The organism is Pseudomonas sputi, from assembly GCF_021603585.1.
Classification (GTDB): Bacteria; Pseudomonadota; Gammaproteobacteria; order Pseudomonadales; family Pseudomonadaceae; genus Aquipseudomonas; species Aquipseudomonas sputi.
Genome location: NZ_BQHI01000004.1, coordinates 1 through 24,188 on the forward strand (window position 1 = coordinate 1; position 24,188 = coordinate 24,188).

Consider the following 24,188-nt stretch of genomic DNA (forward strand, 5'->3'; position numbering starts at 1 on the left):
AGCGGTCATCGGTCCATCTGTGAATTGCTCAAGCAGCTCTTTCGGGATTTTTGGCAGCTCTCGCAACGCGGGTTTCTTTTTGGTTGGCATACATGCACCTCTTACTCATGTTATGCCCGAACACAAAATTTCTGACACCCCCATCATGATTGAATCTCCAGAGTCATGGAGCCGCCACGATTCGCTGCGATACGAAGAGGTGGCAGCTATACGCGGGTCGCAGACCGGGACTCTAGAACCGGCAGACCCGAGGGTCTCCCACGTACAGCCGCCATAAACTGGAGGATGTTGTGCGTCTAGAGATCGCGGGCTGCGAGACCCGATCGCTGATTCATCAGCGACCCGGAAACGATAGAGCCGGCCCTCAAGGCGCACAAGCCGGCGGATTCTGGCGGATGCGTAGGCAATGGCGCAAGGCGTTGTGGCTTGCCGGACGTTTCGGTCAACGGCTTTAAACAGTCATGGCGAGTTCGTGAAGAAGCGGTTTACAGTGACCGGCCACGCACTGATCCAGGAGGGATCTTTCATGCCTGAGCACAACCCCGCCATTCATCTCGAGCGCTTCAACGAATCCCACGTTGAGGGCATCACCGCGCTCTATAACGACCCGGCCGTGACCCGGCAGGTGTTGCAGATGCCGTTTCAGACCTCCGAGGTCTGGCGCAAACGACTGGCGCCGGACAACGAGCGGGTGGTGCAACTGGTGGCGCTGCATCAGGGGGTGGTGATCGGCAATCTGGGGCTGGAGCAATATTCACGAATTCGCCGCAGCCATGCGGGCAGTGTCGGCATGGCCGTTGCGGTGGCGTGGCAGGGCAAGGGTGTCGGTTCGAAGCTGTTGGCGGCGGCGCTGGACGTGGCCGACAACTGGATGAATTTGCACCGGGTCGAGCTTTCGGTGTACGCCGACAACGAGGCGGCCATCGGGCTCTATCGCAAGTTCGGCTTCGAAAAAGAGGGGCTGTTCCGCGATTACGCCGTGCGTGACGGGCAATGGGTCGACACCTTGAGCATGGCGCGGCTGCGTAAGCGCTGACCTTCTGTCCGTTCATGGCTGACGAGGCGACCGAGCAGGCAAATGACTTGCACGGCCGTCATCGGCATCTGCCATGCTCGGAGTCCGCAGCACTGCTTCCTCAAAGGAACACCGCAATGGACGACGTACAGCAACTGGGCGAGATGCTTCGCCACTATGCCGACAGCGAAGCGCACAAGAAGCAACTGTTCGAGACGCAGTCGGCGACCTGGGCTACACGAATTACCGAGTTGTTCGGGCAGATCCAGCAATGGCTGGAACCGGTGCAGGCGCCGGGGTTGCTGGAGGTAAATCGCGAACCCTATGTGGCGTCCGGGCCGAGCACCCCGGTTGAGACCTCAACCTTCAAGACTGAAAAGCTGAGCATCGTGATTACCGGTAAACCGGTGGAGTTCGTGCCGGATGTGATGGGCAGCGGCGGGCAGATTTCGTTGGCGGTGATGGGGCTGACAGCGGCGCGTTACGGGAGTGTTTCGTTGGTGGGGCTACCGGGCGGGGAGTGGCAGTGGCGCAAGACCAATGGCTTGAAGGACCCGGATACCTTTGCCTTCGATGCGAATTTTCTCGCGCAGCAACTGCAGAGCCTGATCCCCCGCGACCGAGGTTGACACACTTGATCGTTCCCACGCACAAGGTTCGACGCCTCGACGTGGGAACGATCATTGGAAGTCGCTCACATCTCGAGATTGACCCACCCCGGCTTCGTTACCTCCGGCGCCACCGCCTTCACGGTTTTACCGGTAGCCAACTCCACCCGCCGCGCCACCTCCGGATCATCGGCAAACGGCGTCAGACTCGCCTCATCCAGGCTTTCGGCCGTCTCGTGGCGCAAGCAGTACTCAACCGCCAGCCATAGAAAGACCACACCCAACACATTCAATAAAACATCGAACATGACCAGCTCCCTTGATCAGGCGATCTGCGCTTCACGATGGGCGAGTGCAACGTCGGCAACCCGCACCGTGCGCCACACGTTATAGGCCATCAGCAACATGCCGCTGAGGAAGAACACCCCGCCGGCAAAGCGTACGACGAACCCCGGATGGCTGGCCTGCAGCGCTTCGACGAACGAATAAGTCAGCGTGCCGTCCTCGTTGATCGCCCGCCACATCAAGCCCTGGGTAATCCCGTTGACCCACATCGAGGCGATGTACAACACCGTGCCGATGGTCGCCAGCCAGAAGTGCAGGTTGATCAGCGGCGTGCTGTGCATGCGCTCGCGGCCAAACACCTTGGGCACCATGTGATAGGTCGCGCCGAAGGTGATCATCGCCACCCAGCCAAGGGCGCCAGCGTGAACGTGGCCGATGGTCCAGTCGGTGTAGTGGGAGAGGGCATTGACGGTCTTGATCGCCATCATCGGGCCTTCGAACGTCGACATGCCGTAGAACGCCAGCGACAAAACCAGGAAGCGCAGGATCGGGTCAGTGCGCAACTTATGCCACGCGCCTGAAAGGGTCATCATGCCGTTGATCATCCCGCCCCAGCTCGGCGCCAGCAGGATCAGCGACATCGCCATGCCCAGCGACTGCGCCCAGTCCGGCAGCGCGGTGTAGTGCAAATGGTGCGGGCCGGCCCAGATGTACAGGGTGATCAGCGCCCAGAAGTGCACGATCGACAACCGGTACGAATACACCGGCCGATTCACTTGCTTGGGCACGAAGTAATACATCATCCCGAGGAACCCGGTGGTCAGGAAGAACCCCACCGCGTTGTGCCCGTACCACCACTGCACCATGGCGTCGGTGGCGCCGGAGTACACGGGATAGGACTTGAACCAGTCCACCGGAATCGATAGGTGATTGACGACGTGCAGCATGGCGATCACCAGAATGAACGCGCCGAAGAACCAGTTGCCGACATAGATGTGCCTGGTCTTGCGCTGCACCACGGTGGTGAAGAACACCACGGCATACGCGACCCAGACCACGGCCATCCACACCGCGCCGGAGAATTCGATCTCGGCGTATTCCTTGGTGGTGGTGTAGCCCAGCGGCAGGGTGACCAGCATGATCACGATCACCGATTGCCAGCCCCAGAAGGTGAACGCGGCGAGTTTGTCCGAGTACAGCCGCACCTGACAGGTACGCTGCACGGCGTAGTAACTGGCGGCGAATTGCGCGCTGCCGGCGAAGCCGAAAATCACCAGGCTGGTGTGCAACGGTCGCAAGCGGCCGAAGGTGGTCCACGGCAGGTCCAGATTCATGTCCGGCCATACCAGTTGCGAGGCGATCCATACCCCCATCGCCATGCCCACGACGCCCCAGAAAACAGTCGCGATGACGAATTGGCGGACGACCTTGTAGTTATAAGCCTGTCCGATTGTTGCTGTGCTCATGGTCAGTTCATCCACGGTTGCAAAGTCTTGCCAGGCCACCCGGTCTGGCACGAGCTGCACTGTAGAAACCCCACCGGAAACAAAACAGGCTCAGGAATTGTTCATTTATGCGGATCAGATCCAGGCGCTGCCTGCGGCCATCTGCCGCGCCCTGATACGGTTTTTATGCGTTCAGGTGAATCTGTAACGGGCTGCGCTGCAACGTCATAGTGCTTTCAGGAATCTGTGGGAACGAGGCTTCTAGAGATTGCGCCAGATCGCGCAATCTCTAGAAGCCTCGTTCCCACAGGAGTGTGCTGAAGTTCTGATGAGGTAGCCGCTGCATGTACCAGTACGATGATTACGACCGGGCGCTGGTGTTCGAGCGCGTTGCGCAGTTTCGCGATCAGGTCGAGCGCTTCATGGCCGGGGAGTTGAGCGAAGAAGAGTTCCTGCCGCTGCGCCTGCAGAACGGCCTGTACCTGCAAAAGCACGCTTACATGCTGCGGGTGGCGATTCCCTACGGCACCCTGAGCGCTGAGCAGATGCGCACACTGGCGAGCATTGCCCGGGATTACGACCGTGGCTACGGCCACTTCACCACCCGGCAGAACCTGCAGTTCAACTGGATCGAACTGCACGAAGTGCCGGACATTCTCGAACGTCTGGCGCAGGTCAACATGCATGCGATCCAGACCTCGGGCAACTGCGTGCGCAACATCACAACCGAAGCCTTTGCCGGGGTCGCGGCGGACGAACTGATCGACCCGCGTCCGCTGGCCGAAATCCTGCGGCAATGGTCGACGATCAACCCGGAATTCCTGTTCCTGCCGCGCAAGTTCAAGATCGCCATCTGCTCGGCGAAGCAGGATCGCGCGGCGATCATGATGCACGACATCGGCCTGTACCTTTACCCCGGTCGCGACGGCCAGATGCTGCTGCGGGTAATTGTCGGCGGTGGTCTGGGACGCACGCCGATACTCGGCCTGCAGATCCGCGACGGTCTGCCGTGGCAGCATTTGCTGTCTTACGTCGAGGCGGTGCTGCGGGTCTATAACCGCCACGGCCGACGCGACAACAAATACAAGGCGCGGATCAAGATTCTGGTCAAGGCGCTGGGCATCGAGGCGTTCGCCAGGGAAGTCGAAGAGGAATGGCAACACCTCAAGGACGGCCCGGCGCAACTGACCGAGGATGAATACCAGCGCGTCGCCAGTGCTTTCGTGCCGCCGAGCTATCGCCCGCTGGCGGGCACTGATCTGGATTTCGGTACGCACCTGGCCGACAACCCGGCGTTCGCCCGCTGGGTCGCGCGCAATGTGCAGCCGCATAAAGTGCCGGGCTACACCAGCGTGGTGCTGTCGACCAAACCGGGCCTGGCCTCGCCGCCGGGGGACGTCACCGATGCGCAGATGCTGGCGGTGGCCGACTGGTCCGAGCGCTTCGGCTTCGGCGAAATCCGCATCGCCCATGAGCAGAACATCGTCCTGCCGGATGTGCCCAAGTCCGAGTTGTATGCGCTGTGGCAGCAAGCGAAAGAGCAGGGGCTGGGCGCCGCCAACGTCGGACTGCTGACCGACATCATTGCCTGCCCCGGCGGCGATTTCTGTGCGCTGGCCAATGCCAAATCTATCCCGATCGCCCAGGCGATTCAGGCGCGCTTCGAGAACCTCGATTACCTGCACGATCTGGGCGACATCAGCCTGAACATTTCCGGCTGCATGAACGCCTGCGGCCATCACCACATCGGCAACATCGGGATTCTCGGCGTCGATAAAAACGGCAGCGAGTGGTACCAGATCACCCTCGGCGGCGCCCAGGGCAAGAACAGCGCATTGGGCAAAGTCATCGGCCCGTCGTTCAGCGCCGCCGAAGTGCCGCTGGTGATCGAACGGATCATCGGCACCTTCGTGCGTTATCGCGAGGCTGAAGAACTGTTCGTCGACACCGTGGCGCGCATTGGGCTGGAGCCGTTCAAGGAGCGGGTCTATCCGAAAGCGCTGGAGGCCTCGGCATGAACAATCTGCTGCGAATGGAGGCGAGTGGGGCGCGGCTCGTGCTGGATGATCCGTGGACGCTGATTCGCTCGCCTGAAACGGATTCCAGCGCCGGGATGTTGATTCTGCCGCTGGCCCACTGGCTCGAATCGCCCTCGACCCACGCAGTCTGGCTGGGCCCGGACGACGACGTCGAAAGTCTGCTGCCCTGGCTCACCTCGCTGCCACTGATCGCCCTCGACTTCCCGAACTTTCGCGACGGCCGCGCCTACAGCCAGGCCTATCTGCTGCGCAGTCGTTTCGGCTGGAAAGGCGAGTTGCGCGCCATCGGCGATGTGCTGCGCGACCAGCTCAGCCACATGCGTCAGTGCGGTTTCGACAGCTTCGCCGTGCGCGAGGACAAATCCGCCGAGGATGCGCTCAAGGGCCTGGCCGGGATGAGCGTGTTGTACGGGCGCTCGGTGATCGAGCCGCGGCCGTTGTTCCGGCGCCGGTGATGCAGGGGAAACCCTTAGAACCCTGATGAATCGGGGATTTTTCCTTGGGTCGATGGTGGCCTTTTGGTAGAGTCCCCGTCGCCAGCGGGTTTTCGGCTGGACGACGGAACGAAGAAGGGAGTCTGATCAGTGAGTCCGGGCAAAAAAATTCTGGGCATCACCGCGTTGCTGCTGATGGTGACGCTGTGGGCCGGTTACATCTATGTGTTCAACGAAAACCGTGGCGGTCAGCTCGGTGGCGTGGGCGAAAGCACCGCGTGGTGCGGCACGCCGCCGAACACCGAAGCGGCGCTGCTGGGCAAGGACCAACTGACCCTGCGCGTCACCAACAACCTGCGCGGCGAGTTCATGCTCAGCGGCGCGGTGGTGGTCTCCGAACGTACCTTCAACCGCTATGACCTGGGCCGCAACGAACTGCGTCTGCGCCTGGAGCCGTTGCAGTGGTCGTTTGGCGTCACGCCGATCTTCCTCGAACAGGTGAAAGTCCTGCCCCTGAGCCGCAACCTCGCCTCGACCGACAAGAGCGCCTTCGCCGAACTCGAATCACGCCCGATCAGCGTTCAGGGTCGGGTCACCGAATTTCCCTTCGACACCTATCGCTACGGCTACAAGCCGGTGCTGTATTACCTCAAGGGCAGCGAGCGTATCGACCTGCGCTTCAAGAACATCACCACGCTGATGGAGATGTCCAATACCTTCACGCCGATCCAGAAGTACAACCGCGCCGACTACATCAACGAGAAAAACTCGATGATCCGCGACGTGGACTACAAAGCCTACGGCCCCCACGAATGTGCGTTCAGCGTCGAGCGCAAAGGCTCGTTCAAGGTCGTGGTGCTGTTGATGCTGCTGGTGCTGTGCCTGCCGTTGCTGCTGGTGTTCTACCGCGATGAGCCGGGGATCGACTTCCTTGCCACGCTGGTGGGCATCGGTGTGGTGCGCACGGTGCTGGTGGGGCCGGTGCAGGATTTCCAGTTGTACAACATTGATTTTCTGTTTGGTGCGGCGATTCTGCTGGTGGGCACGGTGTCGCTGATCAAGGCGATGCGGGCCAACAGCCGGCGGGAGATGGCGTTGCGCAGTGGGGAGACCTCTACCTGGTAACGAGGCGCCTGCAGTGGCCCGGATCTGGCGGATGTCCGGGCCAGGTGTTGTGCAATATTGTGGTGACTGATCGCAAACGGCGCGGTTTTAGCTATACCTGTAACTCCCCTGACGCAATAAATTCGGCCTTCCGACAGGAGTTACAGCATGAAGCTAGCCGTAATGATGAGCACCCTGTGCATTGCCACGCTGGGCGTGGTGGGTTGCTCCAGCAAAACCGTCGCACCCGATGAGTATTCAGGCTTCCTCAAGGACTACAGCCAGCTGAGGGAGGCCAAATCCCCGTCGGGGGCTGAGGTGATGCGCTGGATTGACCCGAAAATCGATATCAGCAAATTCACCAGCGTCTACGTCGAACCGACCCAGCTCTATCCCAAACCGCAACCCACCGTGAAGATTCCGCAGCAGACCCTCAATGGCATCACCAGCTACTACGATCAGGCGCTCAAGCGTGAGCTGGGCAAATCCCTGCCGCTGGCCTCAGGCCCCGGACCGGGTGTGATCGTGGTGCGCGCGGCGATCACCGCCGTGAGCAGCAAGACCGAAGGCCTGCACGCCTATGAAGTGATTCCGATTGCCCTGGTAGCGGCAGCGGTCAGCACTGCCAGCGGCATTCGCGACCAGGAAACCACCCTGGCGACCGAAGCGGTGTTCCTCGAGGGTGGCACCAACAAAGTGGCGGCGCAGGTGGTGCGCAAAGGCACCGGCAAACCGCTGGAAAACGATTCGCAGGTGATGAAGGCCGATGACGTGAAAAGCGTGATCGATGGCTGGGCCTCGGATCTGCATCAGTCCTACCTCAAGCTCAAGGCCAAGTAAGACCGGCACGCCGGGTCGCCCAAGAGGGCGATCCGGCGTGAGCACAGCGTCAGAAGTTGGCGCGCGCCAGTCGGTTGTAATGGCTGAGCAAACCGTCGTAGCGGCGGGTCACGGCGTAGTAATCCTCGCTCAAGCGCTGGGGCGGCGCGTGGTTCTGCCAGTCGGCTTGCAGGGTGTTCAACGCCTCGAGATAGTTTTGCCCCGGCTCGCTGATGCGCAGCCACAGATCCCGTGCGGCATCGGTCTTGGTCTGGAATCCGCCCGTGCGTGGCGCGAGCCAGGGTTCGCGACGGTTCCACGCCTGTTGCAGCTTTGCGGTGGTGTCGGCCAGCAATCGCGGGGTCAGGGTGCGGTTGTTCATCGCTTCTTCGAGCACGTCGACGGTCTCACGCGCCTGAATCATGTACGCCAGCAAGTCCCAGTGAATGTCCCTGCCCAGACGCGCCTCGATCAGCTTGAGCTGTTCGGGACGTTGCGCGGCGTCGAGGGGCAGCAGGTTTTGCCGCAGAGCCGTCGAGGCACCGATGTACTCCTGTGACACACGCTCGATGGCAGCCAGTTCTCCAGGGGAGGGCTGCTGCGACCCGGAGACGAAGCTCGCCTCTCGGTAAAACCGCGTTGGAGGAATGGTCGTCGTGACGTGATTCAGCGCCCGGACGTACTCGTTGGCCTGTCGCGCCAGTTCAGGCTGCCAGTCCAGCCGTTCGAGTTTTTCCGTGAGGCCCTGACCGCAGACATCGCGCTGAATGTCTCGCACATTGAACGCGTCACTGTCGTCGAAATCCTTGAGGCTCTTCAACCAGCGCTGGTCGCGAGGCAAGGGCGGTTGAGGATTCCTGTAGCGGTCGTAGGCCACTCGCCATTGCACGTCGATCCGGTTGACGCAGGCGATCACCGGGCTCAGGGCATTGGCCTGGGCGGTGACCGGCGCATCGCGCCCGTCCAGCCAGAGATCGAGCTGGAGGAAGGGCCGGGTCGCACTCGTCAGGGCCATCACCACCAGCGCCACGAACAGGCCGCAACAGAACATGATTTTTGTACTCATGGGCGCGCCTCCTTGCCGTACCACTGTTCATCGGTGGCCGGTGCGCTGCATTCGCTGGTGGTGGCCGGCAAACGGCTGCACAGGCGTTCGGTCCAGGGTTGCAGGCCCTGATTGCGATTGACCGTGCCTTGGCTGGCGACCACTTTGAATACGCCGAGCACGAGGGCCAGCACCAAAATTCCGAGGATCGTCACGCCGACTTTCATGGCCGGACGGCTCTCTTCCCAGGACACCCGGGGCCTGGACTGCCAGCGCCGCACCAGCCCGAAGGTCGCCAGTGTCGCAGCGTACACCCCGCCGGCAATCGGGCCGAAAAACCAGCCGAGCCCGGCCACCATCAATGCGCCGGGCACAAGGTCGCGCAGTACCCCGAACGGCGGCGAGTCTTTGAGAAAATCGGGGCAGAGGCTTGCGCTGAGCCGGTCATCCAGCCGCCATACGCGATGGGCAACGTTGTGTACCAGCCAGTTGAGCCCGGCCACGATCACGCCAAACACCACGGTCGAGATCATGACGATATTGATCAGTCCACTGAGGCGCACACCCAGCGGAATGTAATGGGTGAACGCGCCGATCAGGCAGGCCAGCACCACGCCCACGTAGGTCGGCCAGTCATTGAAGCTCAGTTCCCAGTCACGCCAGAAAAAAGCCGTACCGCCGGGCATCTGCGCGCAGACCTTGGGGTGATTGGCGTACAGCTCGGAACTCAACTTACGGCACTGCGCCCAGTCGTCTTCGCGCAGGCGTCGGGCCAGTGCACGGCGGGCACTGAACGAGCCGGTGCCCAGCAGCAGGCGGGCGGCGCGGTGTTCGGGGGTGGCGGGCGGTTCCAGAGCGAGCTGTTGCTGGCGAGCCACAAAAAACGGCGCATTCTGTCGAGCCAGCAGGCGTTGCCATTCGCCGTCAGGGCAGGGATTCCCCGTGCAGCCGTGCCAGCCTTGAACGGCGCGCACCCGTTCGAAAATCTCGGGAGACCAGAACGGCGCATCCAGCAACAAATGGCTCAGAGCATGGTTAAACCATTTCTGATGTTGCTCAGTAGTCAGCCAGTTGAAATCCGCGCAACGGGCGTAGGCCTGGAGAAATCCGTCGACGTCTTCCCGCTCGAGGGCATTACGCATGGGTTGCGTGATACGCGCGCGTTGGCGGGCCAGCAACAGCTCGATCGATTCCTCATCCAGCTCCAGGCGTTGCCAGGCGCTGAACCAGAAAAAGGTCGGCACCGCCCAGTCCACCAGCGAGTCGGACGACTCGGGGTGCTCGATGCAGTGATGCAGCAGTGTGTCCTCCAAGATGTGCGCACAGCCTTGTTCGAGGGCGACGGTATGGCGGCGTTTCAGCTCTTCAACGCTGAGCCCGTCCAGCGAGCGTGTCGCCAGTTGCAGGGCATCGACCTCGACCACGGTGAGGCCGCTCAGGTCCCAGGATTCTTCAATGCCCTTGTCCTGCGCTTGTTCTTCATCCTGCTCGTGATACTGCTGCCATTCCTTGTAGGCCAGCGCCTGCTCATAGGCGTCGCGCAGCCGCTGGAAGCCCTCGGGGTCATCGTCGGGGCGGGTTTGTTTGAGCAGGGCGGCATATTGGCGTTTGATGGTGCGCACATCGGCGTCGGCCGACAGGCCAAGGACGGTCCAGCAACTCATTGCGATGACAACTCCATGAAAACCGCGACGCGATCCAGTGGTGGCATTGTGATGTTGCGCACCCTACCTGTTTCGCGTCGAAAAGTCCTCGTGTCTCGCTCAATCGTCATCGGCCATGCAGAAAATGCTCACGCTCCCGATTCGGGGCCTCAGTGGTTTTTGGCTTGCTCGCGTATGCGTCCTTCCTGCTCACGCAGTTCCGGAGTGAACTCGGCGCCAAAATCTTCCGCGCTGAACACCTGGCGAATCTCGATTTCCGATTCAGTACCCGGCATGGGGTTCGGGCAGCGCTTGACCCATTCGATGGCTTCTTCTTTGGATTTCACGTCCCAGATCCAGTAACCGGCGATCAGCTCCTTGGTTTCGGCGAACGGGCCGTCGATCACGCTGCGGTTTTCGCCGCTGAAGCGCACGCGGGCGCCTTTGCTGCTGGGGTGCAGGCCGTCGGCGGACACAAGAATGCCGGCCTTGGCCAGTTGTTCGTTGTAGTTGCCCATGTCGGTCAGCAATTGCTCGCTGGGCATCACGCCGGCTTCGGAGTCGTGGCTGGCTTTGACAATGATCATGAAGCGCATGGTGTTTCTCCGCAGGTGAGTGAAGGATTCATGGCTTAGTCGAACGGCTCTGGTCGGAATCGACAGGTCGTTAAAGAAAAGCCGCAGATTGTCTCTTTCACAAGCTTCACTTGCTTTGGACACACGGCTGTGGCCGGCACTGGAGAGCGTGTATCCAGTTTTGTGTGCCAGCACATGACAATTTCGGTTCAGGCATAGGTCGTCGGACAATTTCGTGGTTAACTTCCGCCTCTTGCATGCTTTCCCAACAACGTTAAGAAGGACTCCGTTCATGGCTCAAGTCACGCTCAAAGGCAACCCGGTTCAAGTCAACGGCCAACTGCCACAAGCCGGTTCCAAGGCGCCAGCCTTTTCCCTGGTAGCCGGCAATCTGTCCGACGTCACCCTGAAAGACTTCGCCGGCAAGCGCAAAGTGCTGAACATCTTCCCAAGCGTCGACACCCCGACCTGCGCCACCTCCGTGCGCAAGTTCAACGCTCAGGCCAACGACATCAGCAACACTGTGGTGCTGTGCATCTCGGCTGACCTGCCGTTCGCCCAGGCTCGTTTCTGCGGCGCCGAAGGCCTGGAAAACGTACAAAACCTGTCGACCCTGCGCGGCACCGAGTTCCTCGAGAACTACGGCGTGGCCATCGCTGACGGCCCGCTGAAAGGCCTGACCGCCCGTGCGGTGGTTGTTCTGGACGAAAACGACAACGTCCTGCACAGCGAACTGGTCAAGGAAATTGCAGAAGAGCCTGACTACGATGCGGCACTCGCTGTATTGAAGTAAATGTTCTGAAATAAGCGCTTTACAATTGTTAACGGCCTGGCCCTGTCCAGGCCGTTTTCATTTGTGTATCAGTGTTTTGCCTCACACCTTGAAACGTAAGTGGAAGGTAAATTGCCGGTAAAGCTGCTTTGCTAAATCCCCACCAGTGCTTATCGTTCAGCCTCCCGTAAAAGAAGCCCACGCGCCCAATGGTTAATCACTCCATGCAATCGTCTTCCCGAAACTCCCGTCGCTGGCTGTTGAGCCTGCTCGTCCTGCTGGTCATTGCCGGTCTGTGCTGGAAATTCTGGCCCGCCGGTTCGACCCACAAGGAGGGCGGCGAGAAGGCGCAGGCCGGCCACACCGGCCGTTCGGGGATGATGCGTCCGGGCTTCGGCGGGGCCGCGGGGCCGATTCCGGTGCGCGTGGCGCCGGCGGTCACCGGGGACTTCCCGCTGTACTACAAGGCCCTGGGCACGGTGACGGCACTCAACACCATCAATGTGCGCAGCCGGGTCGGTGGCGAGCTGGTGAAGATTTATTTCGAGGAAGGGCAGATGGTCAAGGCCGGCGACCTGCTGGCGGAAATCGACCCGCGCCCGTACCAGAACGCCTTGCTCCAGGCTGAAGGCACCTTGCTGCAGAATCAGGCACAGTTGAGGAACGCCCAGGTCGATGTCGAGCGCTATCGCGGCCTGTATAAGGAAGACAGCATCGCCAAGCAGACGCTGGACACCGCCGAAGCGCTGGTCGGCCAGTACCTCGGCACCGTGAAGACCAATCAGGCGGCGGTCAACGACGCCAAGCTCAATCTCGAATTCACCAAGATCCGCGCACCGATTACCGGTCGCGTCGGCCTGCGTCAGCTCGACGTCGGCAACCTGGTGGCGGCGAACGACACGACCTCCCTGGCGGTCATCACCCAGACCCAACCGATCAGCGTCGCCTTTACCCTGCCGGAAAACAGCCTGGACACCGTACTTGCCCGCTACCGCAGCGGCGCCAAGCTGCCTGCCGAAGCCTGGGATCGCGGCGACACCAAACTGCAGGCCACCGGCGTGCTGCAAAGCCTCGACAACCAGATCGACGTGACCACCGGCACCCTGAAATTCAAGGCTCGCTACGAAAACCGCGATCAGTCGCTGTTCCCCAACCAGTTCGTCAACGTTCACCTGCTCGCTGACACCTTGAAAGGTGTGGTGCTCGCGCCGTCGGCCGCCATTCAGTTCGGCACCAACGGCACCTTCGTCTACGCACTGGATGGCGACAAGAAAGTCACCATCCGCCAATTGAAGATCGGTGCCAGCGACGGCGAAAACACCGTAATCACCGAAGGCCTGGCCGCCGGCGACCGGGTGGTGCTGGAAGGCACTGACCGCTTGAAGGAAGGCAGCGAAGTGGAAGTGGTCAACGACAGCAAGGACGTGCCGACCACGCCGACCGAACACCTGCAAGGCAAGTCGGCCGCCACCGCACCTGACGCCACCGTCACCGACAAGGCCAAGAAGGGCGCATGAACATTTCGCGTCTGTTCATCCTCCGCCCGGTCGCCACCACGCTGAGCATGCTGGCCATCGTGCTGGCCGGTCTGATTGCCTATCGCCTGTTGCCGGTCTCGGCCTTGCCCCAGGTCGATTACCCGACGATCCGGGTCATGACTTTGTATCCGGGCGCCAGCCCGGACGTGATGACCAGCGCCGTCACCGCGCCGCTGGAACGCCAGTTCGGGCAGATGCCGGGCCTCACGCAAATGGCCTCGACCAGCTCCGGTGGTGCCTCGGTGCTGACCCTGCGTTTCAGCCTCGACATCAACATGGATGTCGCCGAACAGCAGGTGCAGGCCGCGATCAACGCCGCGACCAACCTGTTGCCGACCGATTTGCCGGCGCCGCCGGTGTACAACAAGGTCAACCCGGCAGACACCCCGGTGCTGACCCTGGCCATCACCTCGAAAACCATGTTGCTGCCCAAACTCAATGATCTGGTCGATACGCGCATGGCGCAGAAAATTGCCCAGATCAGCGGCGTCGGCATGGTCAGCATCGCCGGCGGCCAGCGTCAGGCAGTGCGGATCAAGGTCAATCCCGAGGCACTCGCCGCCAACGGCCTGAACCTGTCGGACGTGCGCACGCTGATCAGTGCGTCCAACGTCAACCAGCCCAAGGGCAACTTCGACGGCCCGACCCGAGTGTCGATGCTCGACGCCAACGACCAACTGACGTCGCCCAAGGATTACGCCAACCTGATCCTCGCCTACGCCAACGGCGCACCGCTGCGGCTCAAGGATGTCGCACAGATCGTCGACGGCGCCGAGAACGAGCGTCTGGCGGCGTGGGCCAACCAGAATCAGGCCGTGCTGCTGAACATTCAGCGTCAGCCGGGCGCCAACGTGATCGAAGTGGTCGACCGGATCAAGGCGCTGCTGCCGAGCATCACCGACAACCTGCCGGCCGGCCTCGACGTGGTCGTGCTGACCGACCGCACCCAGACCATCCGTGCCTCGGTCACTGACGTGCAACATGAACTGCTGATCGCCATTGCGCTGGTGGTGATGGTGACGTTCCTGTTCCTGCGCCGCGCCAGTGCCACGATCATTCCGTCGGTGGCCGTGCCGCTGTCGCTGATTGGTACATTCGGCGTGATGTATCTGGCGGGGTTCTCGGTCAACAACCTGACGCTGATGGCGCTGACTATCGCCACCGGTTTTGTGGTCGACGATGCGATCGTGATGCTGGAAAACATCGCACGTTTCATCGAGGAGGGTGACAGTCCGATGCAGGCTGCGCTCAAGGGCGCGAAGCAGATCGGCTTCACCCTGATTTCCCTGACCCTGTCGCTGATTGCGGTGCTGATTCCGCTGCTGTTTATGGCCGACGTCGTAGGGCGGTTGTTCCGCGAGTTCGCCATCACCCTGGCGGTGGCGATCCTGATTTCCCTGGTGGTCTCGCTGACCCTGACGCCGATGATGTGCGCGCGTCTGCTCAAGCGTGAACCGGAAGCACACGAACAGGGCCGTTTCTACCGCGCCAGTGGTGCGTTCATCGACTGGATGATCGCCGCTTACGGGCGCAAGTTGCAGTGGGTGCTCAAGCACCAGCCGCTGACCCTGCTGGTGGCCATTGGTACGCTGGCCCTGACCGTGTTCCTGTATATGGTGGTGCCCAAGGGCTTCTTCCCGGTGCAGGACACCGGGGTGATCCAGGGTATCTCCGAAGCGCCGCAGTCGATTTCCTTCGCCGCCATGAGTGAGCGTCAGCAGGCGCTGGCCAAGGTGATTCTCGACGATCCGGCAGTGGAAAGCCTGTCGTCCTACATCGGTGTCGACGGTGACAACGCCACACTCAACAGCGGTCGATTGCTGATCAACCTCAAGCCCCATGGCCAACGCGATCTGACCGCGACCGAGGTGATTGCGCGCCTGCAACCGCAACTGGACAAACTGGTGGGCATCCGCCTGTTCATGCAGCCGGTGCAGGATCTGACCATTGAAGACCGCGTCAGCCGTACCCAGTACGAGTTCAGCATGTCCTCGCCGGATTCCGAATTGCTCAGCCTGTGGAGCGGCCGTCTGGTCGAGGCACTGGCCCAGCGTCCGGAACTGACCGACGTCGCCAGCGATTTGCAGGACAAGGGCTTGCAGGTGTTCCTGGTGATCGACCGCGATGCCGCTTCACGGCTGGGTGTGTCGGTGTCGAACATCACCGACGCGCTGTATGACGCGTTCGGCCAGCGGCAGATCTCGACCATTTACACCCAGGCCAGCCAGTACCGCGTGGTGCTGCAGGCTCAGGCCGGGGAGAAAATCGGCCCCCAGGCGCTGGATCAGATTCACGTCAAGACCACCGATGGCGGTCAGGTGCGGTTGTCGAGTCTGGCCCGCGTCGAGGAGCGGCAGGCACAACTGGCGATCACCCACATCGGCCAGTTCCCGGCGGTAATGATGTCGTTCAACCTCGCACCCGGCGTGGCGCTCGGGCATGCGGTGGACATCATCGAGCAGGTGCAGAAGGACATCGGCATGCCGATCGGCGTGCAGACCCAGTTCCAGGGCGCAGCCGAAGCGTTCCAGGCATCGCTGTCGAGCACCTTGCTGCTGATCCTGGCGGCGGTGGTGACCATGTACATCGTGCTCGGCGTGCTTTACGAGAGCTACATCCACCCGATCACCATCCTATCGACGTTGCCGTCGGCGGCGGTCGGTGCCTTGCTGGCCTTGCTGCTCAGCGGCAATGACCTGGGCATGATCGCGATCATCGGCATCATTCTGCTGATCGGTATCGTGAAGAAGAACGCGATCATGATGATCGACTTCGCCCTCGACGCCGAACGCACTCAGGGCATGGCGCCGGAGCAGGCGATCTATCAGGCGGCGCTGTTGCGCTTCCGGCCGATTCTGATGACGACGCTGGCGGCGCTGTTCGGCGCGGTGCCATTGATGCTGGCGACCGGTTCCGGTGCTGAATTGCGTCAACCGCTGGGGCTGGTGATGGTCGGTGGGTTGCTGGTGAGCCAGGTGCTGACGCTGTTCACCACGCCGGTGATCTACCTGTACTTCGATCGTCTCGGCCGGCGCTGGGGCCGTGCACCGTCAGCCGTGGAGCCGGTGGAACAGCCATGAACCTGTCCGGTCCTTTCATCAAACGCCCGGTGGCGACCATGCTCCTGAGCCTGGCGATCATGCTGCTGGGCGGCGTGAGCTTCGGTCTGCTGCCGGTGTCGCCGCTGCCGCAAATGGACTTCCCGGTGATCGTGGTGCAGGCCAGCCTGCCCGGCGCCAGTCCGGAGGTCATGGCGTCCACCGTGGCCACGCCGCTGGAGCGCTCGTTCGGCGCCATCGCCGGCGTCAACACCATGAGCAGCCGCTCCAGCCAGGGCTCGACCCGGGTCATCCTGCAATTCGACCTCGACCGCGACATCAACGGCGCGGCGCGGGAAGTGCAGGCGGCGATCAACGCCTCGCGCAACCTGCTGCCGAGCGGGATGCGCAGCATGCCGACCTACAAGAAGGTCAACCCGTCGCAGGCACCGATCATGGTGCTGTCGCTGACCTCGGACGTGCTGGAAAAAGGCCAGCTCTATGACCTGGCCTCGACCATCCTGTCCCAGAGCCTGTCCCAGGTGCAGGGCGTCGGTGAAGTGCAGATCGGCGGCAGCTCCCTGCCGGCGGTGCGCATCGAGCTCGAACCCCAGGCACTGAACCAGTACGGCGTAGCGCTCGACGATGTGCGCAAGACCATCGCCGAAGCCAACGTGCGCCGGCCCAAGGGCTCGGTCGAAGACGACCAGCGTCTGTGGCAGATCCAGGCCAACGACCAGCTGGAGAAAGCCAAGGATTATGAATCGCTGATCATCCACTACAACGGCGGCGCGGCGCTGCGCCTGAAGGACGTGGCCAAGGTCAGTGACGGCGTGGAAGACCGCTACAACAGTGGTTTCTTCAACGATGACGCGGCGGTGCTGCTGGTGATCAACCGCCAGGCCGGCGCCAACATCATCGAGACGGTCAATGAGATCAAGGCCCAGTTGCCGGCGTTGCAGGCGGTGCTGCCGGCCAGCGTCAAACTGAACCTGGCGATGGACCGCTCGCCGGTAATCAAGGCCACCCTGCACGAAGCGGAAATGACCCTGCTGATCGCCGTTGCACTGGTGATCCTGGTGGTGTTCCTGTTCCTCGGTAACTTCCGTGCGTCCCTGATTCCGACATTGGCGGTGCCAGTGTCGCTGGTCGGCACCTTTGCGGTGATGTACCTCTACGGATTCTCGCTGAACAACCTGTCGCTGATGGCGCTGATTCTCGCCACCGGGCTGGTGGTGGACGACGCCATCGTGGTGCTGGAGAACATTTCCCGGCATATCGACGAAGGCGTCAAACCGATGAAGGCCGCCTACCTCGGGGCCAAGGAAGTCGGTTTCACCTTGCTGTCGATGAACGTTTCGCTGGTGGCGGTGTTCCTGTCGATCCTGTTCATGGGCGGGATCATCGAAAGCCTGTTCCGTGAATTTTCCATCACCCTGGCGGCGGCCATCGTGGTGTCGCTGGTGGTTTCCCTGACGCTGACCCCGATGCTCTGCGCCCGCTGGCTCAAACCCCATACGCCGGGCAAGGAAAACCGCTTGCAACGCTGGAGCCGCCGCACCAACGACTGGATGGTCGGCAAATACGCCACCAGCCTCGACTGGGTGTTGCGTCACCGGCGCCTGACCTTGCTGAGCCTGATCATCACCGTCGGGGTGAACATTGCCCTCTATGTGGTGGTGCCGAAAACCTTCATGCCGCAGCAGGACACCGGCCAGTTGATCGGTTTCGTGCGTGGTGACGACGGCCTGTCGTTCAGCGTGATGCAGCCGAAAATGGAGACCTTCCGCCGCGCCGTGCTCAAGGACGAAGCGGTCGAGAGTGTCGCCGGGTTCATCGGTGGCACCAACGGCACCAACAACGCCTTCATGCTGGTGCGCCTGAAACCGATCAAGGAGCGCAATATCTCGGCGCAGAAGGTTATCGAGCGCCTGCGCAAGGAAATGCCCAAGGTGGCCGGTGCGCAGTTGATGCTGATGGCCGACCAGGACCTGCAATTTGGCGGCGGCCGCGAGCAGACCACTTCGCAGTACAGCTACATTCTGCAAAGCGGTGATCTGGGTGAGTTGCGCGAGTGGTACCCGAAAGTGGTCACCGCGCTGCGGGCCTTGCCCGAGCTGACCGCCATCGACGCCCGCGAAGGGGCGGGTGCGCAGCAAGTGACATTGATCGTCGACCGCGATCAGGCCAAGCGCCTGGGCGTGGACATGGAGATGGTCACGGCGGTGCTCAACAATGCCTACAGCCAGCGGCAGATCTCCACGATTTACGACAGCCTCAACCAGTATCAGGTGGTGATGGAGGTCAATCCGAAATACGCCCAGGATCCGGTGACACTCAAACAGGTTCAGGTGATTACCGCCGACGGTGCGCGGATTCCGCTGTCGACCTTCGCTCACTATGAAAACAGCCTGGAAGACGACCGGGTCAGCCACGAAGGCCAGTTCGCCTCCGAGAGCATTTCCTTCGACATGGCCGAAGGTGTGACGGTAGAGCAGGGCAGTGCCGCCATCGAGCGGGCGATTGCCAAACTTGGCCTGCCGGAAGACGTGATCGTGAAAATGGCCGGCACCGCCGATGCGTTCGCCGCCACCCAGAAGGGCCAGCCGTTCATGATCCTCGGTGCGCTGCTGGCGGTGTATCTGGTGCTGGGCGTGCTGTATGAAAGCTACATTCACCCGCTGACGATCCTGTCGACGCTGCCGTCGGCCGGGGTCGGCGCGTTGCTGTCGATCTATGTGCTGGGCGGCGAGTTCAGTCTGATCTCGCTGCTCGGACTGTTCCTGCTGATCGGCGTGGTGAAGAAAAACGCAATCCTGATGATCGACCTGGCGCTGCAACTGGAGCGTCATGAGGGCATGGCGCCGCAGGAGTCGATCCGCAGCGCCTGTCTGCAACGCTTGCGACCGATCCTGATGACCACGCTGGCGGCGATCCTTGGCGCCTTGCCGTTGCTGCTGGGCCGGGCCGAAGGCGCGGAAATGCGTCAGCCGCTGGGCCTGACCATCATCGGCGGGCTGGTTTTCAGCCAGGTGCTGACCCTTTACACCACGCCTGTGGTTTACCTCTATCTCGACAAGTTGCGCCATCGTTTCAACAGGTGGCGTGGCGTGCGTACCGATGCCGCTCTGGAAACTCCGCTATGAATGATCGTTCGCTTATCCAACTGGCCAGTGTGCGCGGCTCGCGTTTGTTGAGCCTGTCACTGTGCGTGGCGATGCTCAGTGCCTGCGCTGTCGGCCCGGATTATCAGCGCCCGCAGACCGCCGAAATCGCCCAGTACAAGGAAGCCGAAGGCTGGCGTCAGGCCAACCCGAGCGATTCCCTGGCGCGCGGTGCCTGGTGGGAGCTGTATGGCGATCGTCAGCTCAACGAGCTGATCGAGAAACTCAACAGTTCCAACCAGACTGTCGCCCAGTCCGAAGCCCAGTACCGTCAGGCCCAGGCGTTGGTACGCAGCGCGCGCGGGGCGTTTTACCCGAGCGTTGATCTGAGTGCCGGCAAGACCCGTTCCAGCCAGGGCACCGGCAGCAGCAGTTCGAGCCTGAGCAGTTCCTCCAGCGGCATTCGTGACACCTACAGCGCGCAACTGGGCGTGAGCTGGGAAGCGGATGTCTGGGGCAAGCTGCGTCGTGGCCTGGAAGCCAATGAGGCCAGCGCCCAGGCGAGCTACGCCGATCTGGCGGCGATGCGTTTGAGCCAGCAGTCGGAGCTGGTGCAGAACTACCTGCAATTGCGGGTGATCGATCAGCAGAAACGTTTGCTCGAATCGACAGTGGCGGCTTACGAGCGCTCGCTGAAAATGACCATGAACCAGTACAACGCCGGGGTTTCCGGGCGCGATGCGGTAGCCCAGGCGCAGACCCAGCTGAAAACCACCCAGGGCGATCTGGTGGACCTGATCTGGCAGCGGGCGCAGTTCGAAAACGCCATCGCGGTGCTGACCGGCCAGCCGCCCGCCGAATTCAACATTGCCGAAACCCAGGACATTCCCACGCTGCCGCAGATCCCGCTGAGCCTGCCGTCGCAGTTGCTCGAGCGCCGCCCGGACATCGCCTCGGCCGAGCGCTCGGTGATGGCTGCCAACGCCAACATCGGCGTGGCCAAGGCTGCGTACTACCCGGATTTCAGCCTGAGTATGAGCGGCGGCTACAGCAGCAGTACCTCGCAGAACCTCATCAGCCTGCCGAACCGCTTCTGGTCGGTGGGGCCGAAAATGACCTTGCCGCTGTTCGACGGCGGCATCCGTTCGGCCGAAGTCGACCGCACCGAAGCCGTGTACGACCAGACCGTGGCCAAATACCGCCAGACGGTGCTCGACGGTTTCCGCGAGGTGGAAAACTATCTGGTGCAATTGAAGGTGTACGAAGACGAAGCGGCCGTGCGCCAGGAAGCCCTCGACGCGGCACGGGATTCGCTGCGCCTGACCGAAAACCAGTACAAGGCCGGGGTGATTGCTTATCTCGATGTAGTGACGGTGCAGGCGACGGCGCTGAGCAATGAACGCACAGTCCTGAATATTCTGCAGAGCCGTTTGATTGCCAGTGTGCAGCTGATTGCGGCGCTGGGCGGTGGCTGGGACGGGCAGCTGGAAACCACGGATAACCGCTGACGTGAAGCCATGATCGTTCCCACGCAGAGCGTGGGAACGATCTGTTCTGTGTCTTCGCCACCGGGCTAGAGCCTTGTCAGACGATCAAACAAGCGTTTCATCGGCTTGATGGCCATTTGATTACTTAGTCAGTGCGTTCTGCTGCGCAATCAGTACAATCGCCGCATTTGGCCTCGCTGAGAATGGATGCAGTACCGCGAGGTGGTCACGAGAATGCTCATGCTCATCGGTAGCTATTCCTTCACGCTGGTTTTCATTTCGCTGTGTGTGGCGATCCTCGCTTCGTACACCGCGCTCGATCTCACCGGGCGCATTGCCACTGCCAAGGGCCGCGCCGTGCATTTGTGGACGGCCGGCGGGGCATTTGCCATGGGCATCGGCGTCTGGTCGATGCATTTCATTGGCATGCTGGCATTCAAACTGCCGATCAGCCTCGGTTATGACATTTCGATCACGGCGCTCTCATTGCTGATCGCCGTGCTGTCCTGCGGTTTTGCCCTGTGGCTGGTGAGCCAGCCGAAACTGCCGGCCTGGCAACTGGCCTTTGGCGCGCTGATCATGGGCGCCGGCATCAGCGCCATGCATTACACCGGCATGGCCGCGATGCGCATGCAACCGGGCATCGACTACGATCCGACCCTGTTCGGCGCCTCGTTGTTGATCGCCGTCGGTGCTTCGGCGGCAGCGCTGTGGATCGCCTTCCGCCTGCGTCAGCATTCGCCTTACGTGCGGCTGTTTCGGGCCGGGGCGGCGATTGTCATGGGCGTGGCGATTGTCGGCATGCATTACACCGGCATGGCCGCGGCGCGGTTTCCCGACGGCAGTTTCTGCGGCGCGGCGTTCAGCGGCCTGAACGGCAAAGGCCTCGACAATCTGGTGCTGATCACCACGCTGGCGGTGTTGGCCATCGCGTTGCTGACCTCGATTCTCGATGCGCGCCTCGAAGCCCGTACGGCTGATCTGGCTCATTCCTTGACCGTGGCCAACCGCGAACTCACCCAACTGGCCCTGCACGACCCCCTGACCGGCCTGCCGAACCGGATGTTGCTGGACGACCGGATCAATCAGGCGATGAAAGAGGTCAACGAGCAGGGTGGCTGTTTTGCGCTGATGTTCATCGATCTGGACGGCTTCAAACCGGTCAACGACGCGTTCGGGCACCACATGGGTGACCAGTTGCTGCGCGAAGTGGCGGTGCGTCTGCGCGAAGACTTGCGCAGCCTCGACACGCTGGCGCGGATCGGCGGCGATGAGTTTGTCCTGCTGGTGCGCCTGACCGAACCCGACGATGCACTGGGCCTGGCGGCGCGTCAGGTGGGCCTGATCGCTCAGTCATTCCGGGTCGCCGAGCATGAACTGCAGATTTCCGCCAGCGTCGGCATTGCGCTCTACCCCGGCAACGGGGAAAGTGCCCAGGAACTGCTGATGAACGCCGACGCCGCGATGTACCACGCCAAGGGCGGCGGCAAGAACGGTTACAGCTTCTTCGACGTTTCGATGAACAGCAACGCCCGCAAGCAATTGCAACTGTTGCAGGACCTGCGGGCAGCACTGGAGCACAGCGAGTTCTGCCTGCATTACCAACCCAAATTCCACGCCGCTGACGGTCACCCGGTCGGTGCCGAAGCGTTGCTGCGCTGGGAACATCCGGTCCACGGCATGCTGATGCCGGACACGTTCATCGATCTGGCGGAGAAGACCGGGCTGATCATTCCGATTGGCGAATGGGTGCTCAACGAAGCCTGCAGGCAGATGCGCGAATGGTACGTGCTGGGCTACACCGACTGGCGGATCGCGGTGAACCTGTCGGCGTTGCAGTTCTGCCACGCCGGGCTGGTGCGAAGCGTGGCCAAGGCTTTGGCCACCCACCATTTGCCGGCCAACAGCCTGACCCTGGAAATCACCGAAACCACCGCCATGAGCGACGCCGATGCGAGCATGACGGTGTTGCAGGAGCTGTCGGACATGGGCGTCGATCTGTCCATCGATGACTTCGGAACCGGCTATTCCAGCCTGATGTACCTCAAGCGTCTGCCGGCCAATGAGCTGAAGATCGATCGCGGTTTCGTCCGTGATCTGGAACACGACAGCGACGATGCGGCGATCGTTTCGGCAATTGTCGCCCTGGGTCAGGCGCTGGGGCTGCGCATTGTGGCCGAAGGCGTCGAGACCGACTCGCAACAGGACTTCCTGACGCAACTGGGCTGCGATTCGCTGCAAGGTTATCTACTTGGTCACCCGATGCCGGCGGATCGCTTTCTGCAGGACGTCGCGCGCGGCAAACCATTGGCGGTGAGCTGAGCCACTCATTGCAGGTCATGCAAAACCCTGCAATGACGGTTATTCTTGCCCCGACTGTTACGTGTGCATCGGGGGAAAGGCCAGCATGGATAAAGTCATTGTGATCACCGGCGGCGGTCGTGGAATCGGTGCGGCCACCGCGCTGTTGGCTGCCGAGCAAGGCTATCGGATCTGCATCAATTACCAGACGGACGAACAGGCCGCACACCATGTGCTCGATCAGGTTCGGGAACGCGGCGCGACGGCCATCGCCGTGCGTGCCGACGTCAGTATCGAAGACGAAGTGATCGCGCTGTTCCACCGGGTCGACACCGAGCTGGGCCGGGTCACTGCCCTGGTGAACAACGCCGGCACCGTCGGGCACAAGTCGCGGGTCGACGAAATGTCCGAATTCCGCATCCTCAAAATCATGAAAACCAACGTGCTGGCGCCGATCCTCTGCGCCAAGCACGCGATCCTGCGCATGTCACCCAAACACGGCGGGCAGGGCGGCAGTATCGTCAACGTCTCCTCGGTCGCCGCGCGGCTGGGCTCGCCCAATGAGTATGTCGATTACGCCGCCTCCAAAGGTGCGCTGGATAGCTTCACCATCGGTCTGTCCAAGGAAGTGGCGGGCGAGGGGATTCGGGTGAATGCGGTGCGCCCGGGATACATCTATACCGATTTTCACGCCTTGAGCGGCGACCCGGATCGGGTCAGCAAACTGGAGTCGGCGATTCCGATGGCCCGGGGCGGGCGGCCGGATGAGGTGGCGGAGGCGATTGTGTGGTTGTTGTCGGACAAGGCTTCGTATGCCACCGGCACTTTTGTCGATCTCGGCGGCGGGCGTTAGTCATCGCTATCCTCGAACCCGATGACGAAGGTTGTCGGGTTTTCTGTTTTCATGAGGAAAACAAGCCCACAAGGCTTTTGTAA

General features: G+C 61.7%; 18 protein-coding genes. 13 read left to right on the forward strand and 5 right to left on the reverse strand.

Translation table 11 applies throughout. The features are described 5' to 3' along the window. The first annotated feature begins 526 nt into the window (after nt 1-526). Together L6D81_RS06935 and L6D81_RS06940 are read left to right on the forward strand one after the other, a co-directional pair. The gene (locus L6D81_RS06935; RefSeq protein ID WP_236178423.1) at nt 527-1,036 is read left to right on the forward strand and encodes a GNAT family N-acetyltransferase; all 510 of its coding nucleotides are present in this window, start codon (nt 527-529) and stop codon (nt 1,034-1,036) included. Between the two features lie 116 nt (nt 1,037-1,152). Then, nucleotides 1,153-1,644, forward strand: a complete 492-nt coding sequence (locus L6D81_RS06940) for a hypothetical protein (protein WP_236178424.1) — start codon at nt 1,153-1,155, stop codon at nt 1,642-1,644. Nucleotides 1,645-1,709: 65 nt separating this feature from the next. Here the strand turns inward: L6D81_RS06940 and L6D81_RS06945 are convergent, their stop codons facing one another. Together L6D81_RS06945 and ccoN are read right to left on the reverse strand one after the other, a co-directional pair. Next, complete coding sequence (locus L6D81_RS06945) at nt 1,710-1,931, reverse strand: cbb3-type cytochrome c oxidase subunit 3 (RefSeq protein ID WP_236178425.1); 222 nt, start codon at nt 1,929-1,931, stop codon at nt 1,710-1,712. A gap of 15 nt (nt 1,932-1,946) precedes the next feature. Continuing rightward, on the reverse strand, nt 1,947-3,374 hold the full coding sequence (gene ccoN / locus L6D81_RS06950; RefSeq protein WP_236178426.1) for a cytochrome-c oxidase, cbb3-type subunit I: 1,428 nt from the start codon (nt 3,372-3,374) through the stop codon (nt 1,947-1,949). A gap of 323 nt (nt 3,375-3,697) precedes the next feature. Here ccoN and L6D81_RS06955 point away from each other — a divergent pair, with 323 nt between their 5' ends. From L6D81_RS06955 to L6D81_RS06970, 4 genes are all read left to right on the forward strand, one after another. Next, nucleotides 3,698-5,371 carry a nitrite/sulfite reductase gene (locus L6D81_RS06955; protein WP_236178427.1) on the forward strand — a complete coding sequence of 558 codons (1,674 nt, stop codon included), beginning with the start codon at nt 3,698-3,700 and terminating at the stop codon, nt 5,369-5,371. Next, nucleotides 5,368-5,847 carry a DUF934 domain-containing protein gene (locus tag L6D81_RS06960; protein WP_236178428.1) on the forward strand — a complete coding sequence of 160 codons (480 nt, stop codon included), beginning with the start codon at nt 5,368-5,370 and terminating at the stop codon, nt 5,845-5,847. Before L6D81_RS06955 ends, L6D81_RS06960 begins: the two co-directional genes overlap by 4 nt. A 129-nt stretch (nt 5,848-5,976) precedes the next feature. Continuing rightward, nucleotides 5,977-6,951: a hypothetical protein gene (locus tag L6D81_RS06965; protein WP_236178429.1), complete on the forward strand. Its 975-nt coding sequence runs from the start codon at nt 5,977-5,979 to the stop codon at nt 6,949-6,951. Between the two features lie 147 nt (nt 6,952-7,098). Further along, nucleotides 7,099-7,770: a DUF3313 domain-containing protein gene (locus tag L6D81_RS06970; RefSeq protein WP_236178430.1), complete on the forward strand. Its 672-nt coding sequence runs from the start codon at nt 7,099-7,101 to the stop codon at nt 7,768-7,770. Between the two features lie 49 nt (nt 7,771-7,819). Here L6D81_RS06970 and L6D81_RS06975 read toward each other — a convergent pair whose 3' ends face one another. The 3 genes from L6D81_RS06975 to L6D81_RS06985 form a co-directional block, all read right to left on the reverse strand. Then, nucleotides 7,820-8,815 carry a DUF3829 domain-containing protein gene (locus L6D81_RS06975; protein WP_236178431.1) on the reverse strand — a complete coding sequence of 332 codons (996 nt, stop codon included), beginning with the start codon at nt 8,813-8,815 and terminating at the stop codon, nt 7,820-7,822. Next, on the reverse strand, nt 8,812-10,458 hold the full coding sequence (locus tag L6D81_RS06980; RefSeq protein WP_236178432.1) for a J domain-containing protein: 1,647 nt from the start codon (nt 10,456-10,458) through the stop codon (nt 8,812-8,814). Before L6D81_RS06980 ends, L6D81_RS06975 begins: the two co-directional genes overlap by 4 nt. Before the next feature lie 149 nt (nt 10,459-10,607). Beyond that, nucleotides 10,608-11,033, reverse strand: coding sequence for a YciI family protein (locus tag L6D81_RS06985; protein ID WP_236178433.1), 426 nt, complete (start codon nt 11,031-11,033; stop codon nt 10,608-10,610). A 271-nt stretch (nt 11,034-11,304) separates the two neighbouring features. Here L6D81_RS06985 and tpx point away from each other — a divergent pair, with 271 nt between their 5' ends. The 7 genes from tpx (at nt 11,305) to L6D81_RS07020 (ending at nt 24,105) form a co-directional block, all read left to right on the forward strand. Further along, a complete protein-coding gene (gene tpx / locus L6D81_RS06990) occupies nt 11,305-11,805 on the forward strand; it encodes a thiol peroxidase (RefSeq protein WP_236178434.1) in 501 nt (166 codons plus the stop codon). Nucleotides 11,806-11,993: 188 nt separating this feature from the next. Then, complete coding sequence (locus L6D81_RS06995) at nt 11,994-13,301, forward strand: MdtA/MuxA family multidrug efflux RND transporter periplasmic adaptor subunit (protein WP_236178435.1); 1,308 nt, start codon at nt 11,994-11,996, stop codon at nt 13,299-13,301. Further along, nucleotides 13,298-16,402, forward strand: coding sequence for an MdtB/MuxB family multidrug efflux RND transporter permease subunit (locus L6D81_RS07000; protein ID WP_236178436.1), 3,105 nt, complete (start codon nt 13,298-13,300; stop codon nt 16,400-16,402). The genes L6D81_RS06995 and L6D81_RS07000 overlap by 4 nt, the downstream gene beginning before the upstream one ends. Beyond that, nucleotides 16,399-19,506, forward strand: coding sequence for an efflux RND transporter permease subunit (locus tag L6D81_RS07005; RefSeq protein ID WP_236178437.1), 3,108 nt, complete (start codon nt 16,399-16,401; stop codon nt 19,504-19,506). The genes L6D81_RS07000 and L6D81_RS07005 overlap by 4 nt, the downstream gene beginning before the upstream one ends. Then, nucleotides 19,503-20,972, forward strand: coding sequence for an efflux transporter outer membrane subunit (locus tag L6D81_RS07010; RefSeq protein ID WP_236178438.1), 1,470 nt, complete (start codon nt 19,503-19,505; stop codon nt 20,970-20,972). Before L6D81_RS07005 ends, L6D81_RS07010 begins: the two co-directional genes overlap by 4 nt. Before the next feature lie 219 nt (nt 20,973-21,191). After that, complete coding sequence (locus tag L6D81_RS07015) at nt 21,192-23,273, forward strand: putative bifunctional diguanylate cyclase/phosphodiesterase (protein ID WP_236178439.1); 2,082 nt, start codon at nt 21,192-21,194, stop codon at nt 23,271-23,273. An 85-nt stretch (nt 23,274-23,358) separates the two neighbouring features. Beyond that, nucleotides 23,359-24,105, forward strand: a complete 747-nt coding sequence (locus L6D81_RS07020; RefSeq protein WP_236178440.1) for an SDR family oxidoreductase — start codon at nt 23,359-23,361, stop codon at nt 24,103-24,105. Nucleotides 24,106-24,188 lie beyond the last annotated feature (83 nt).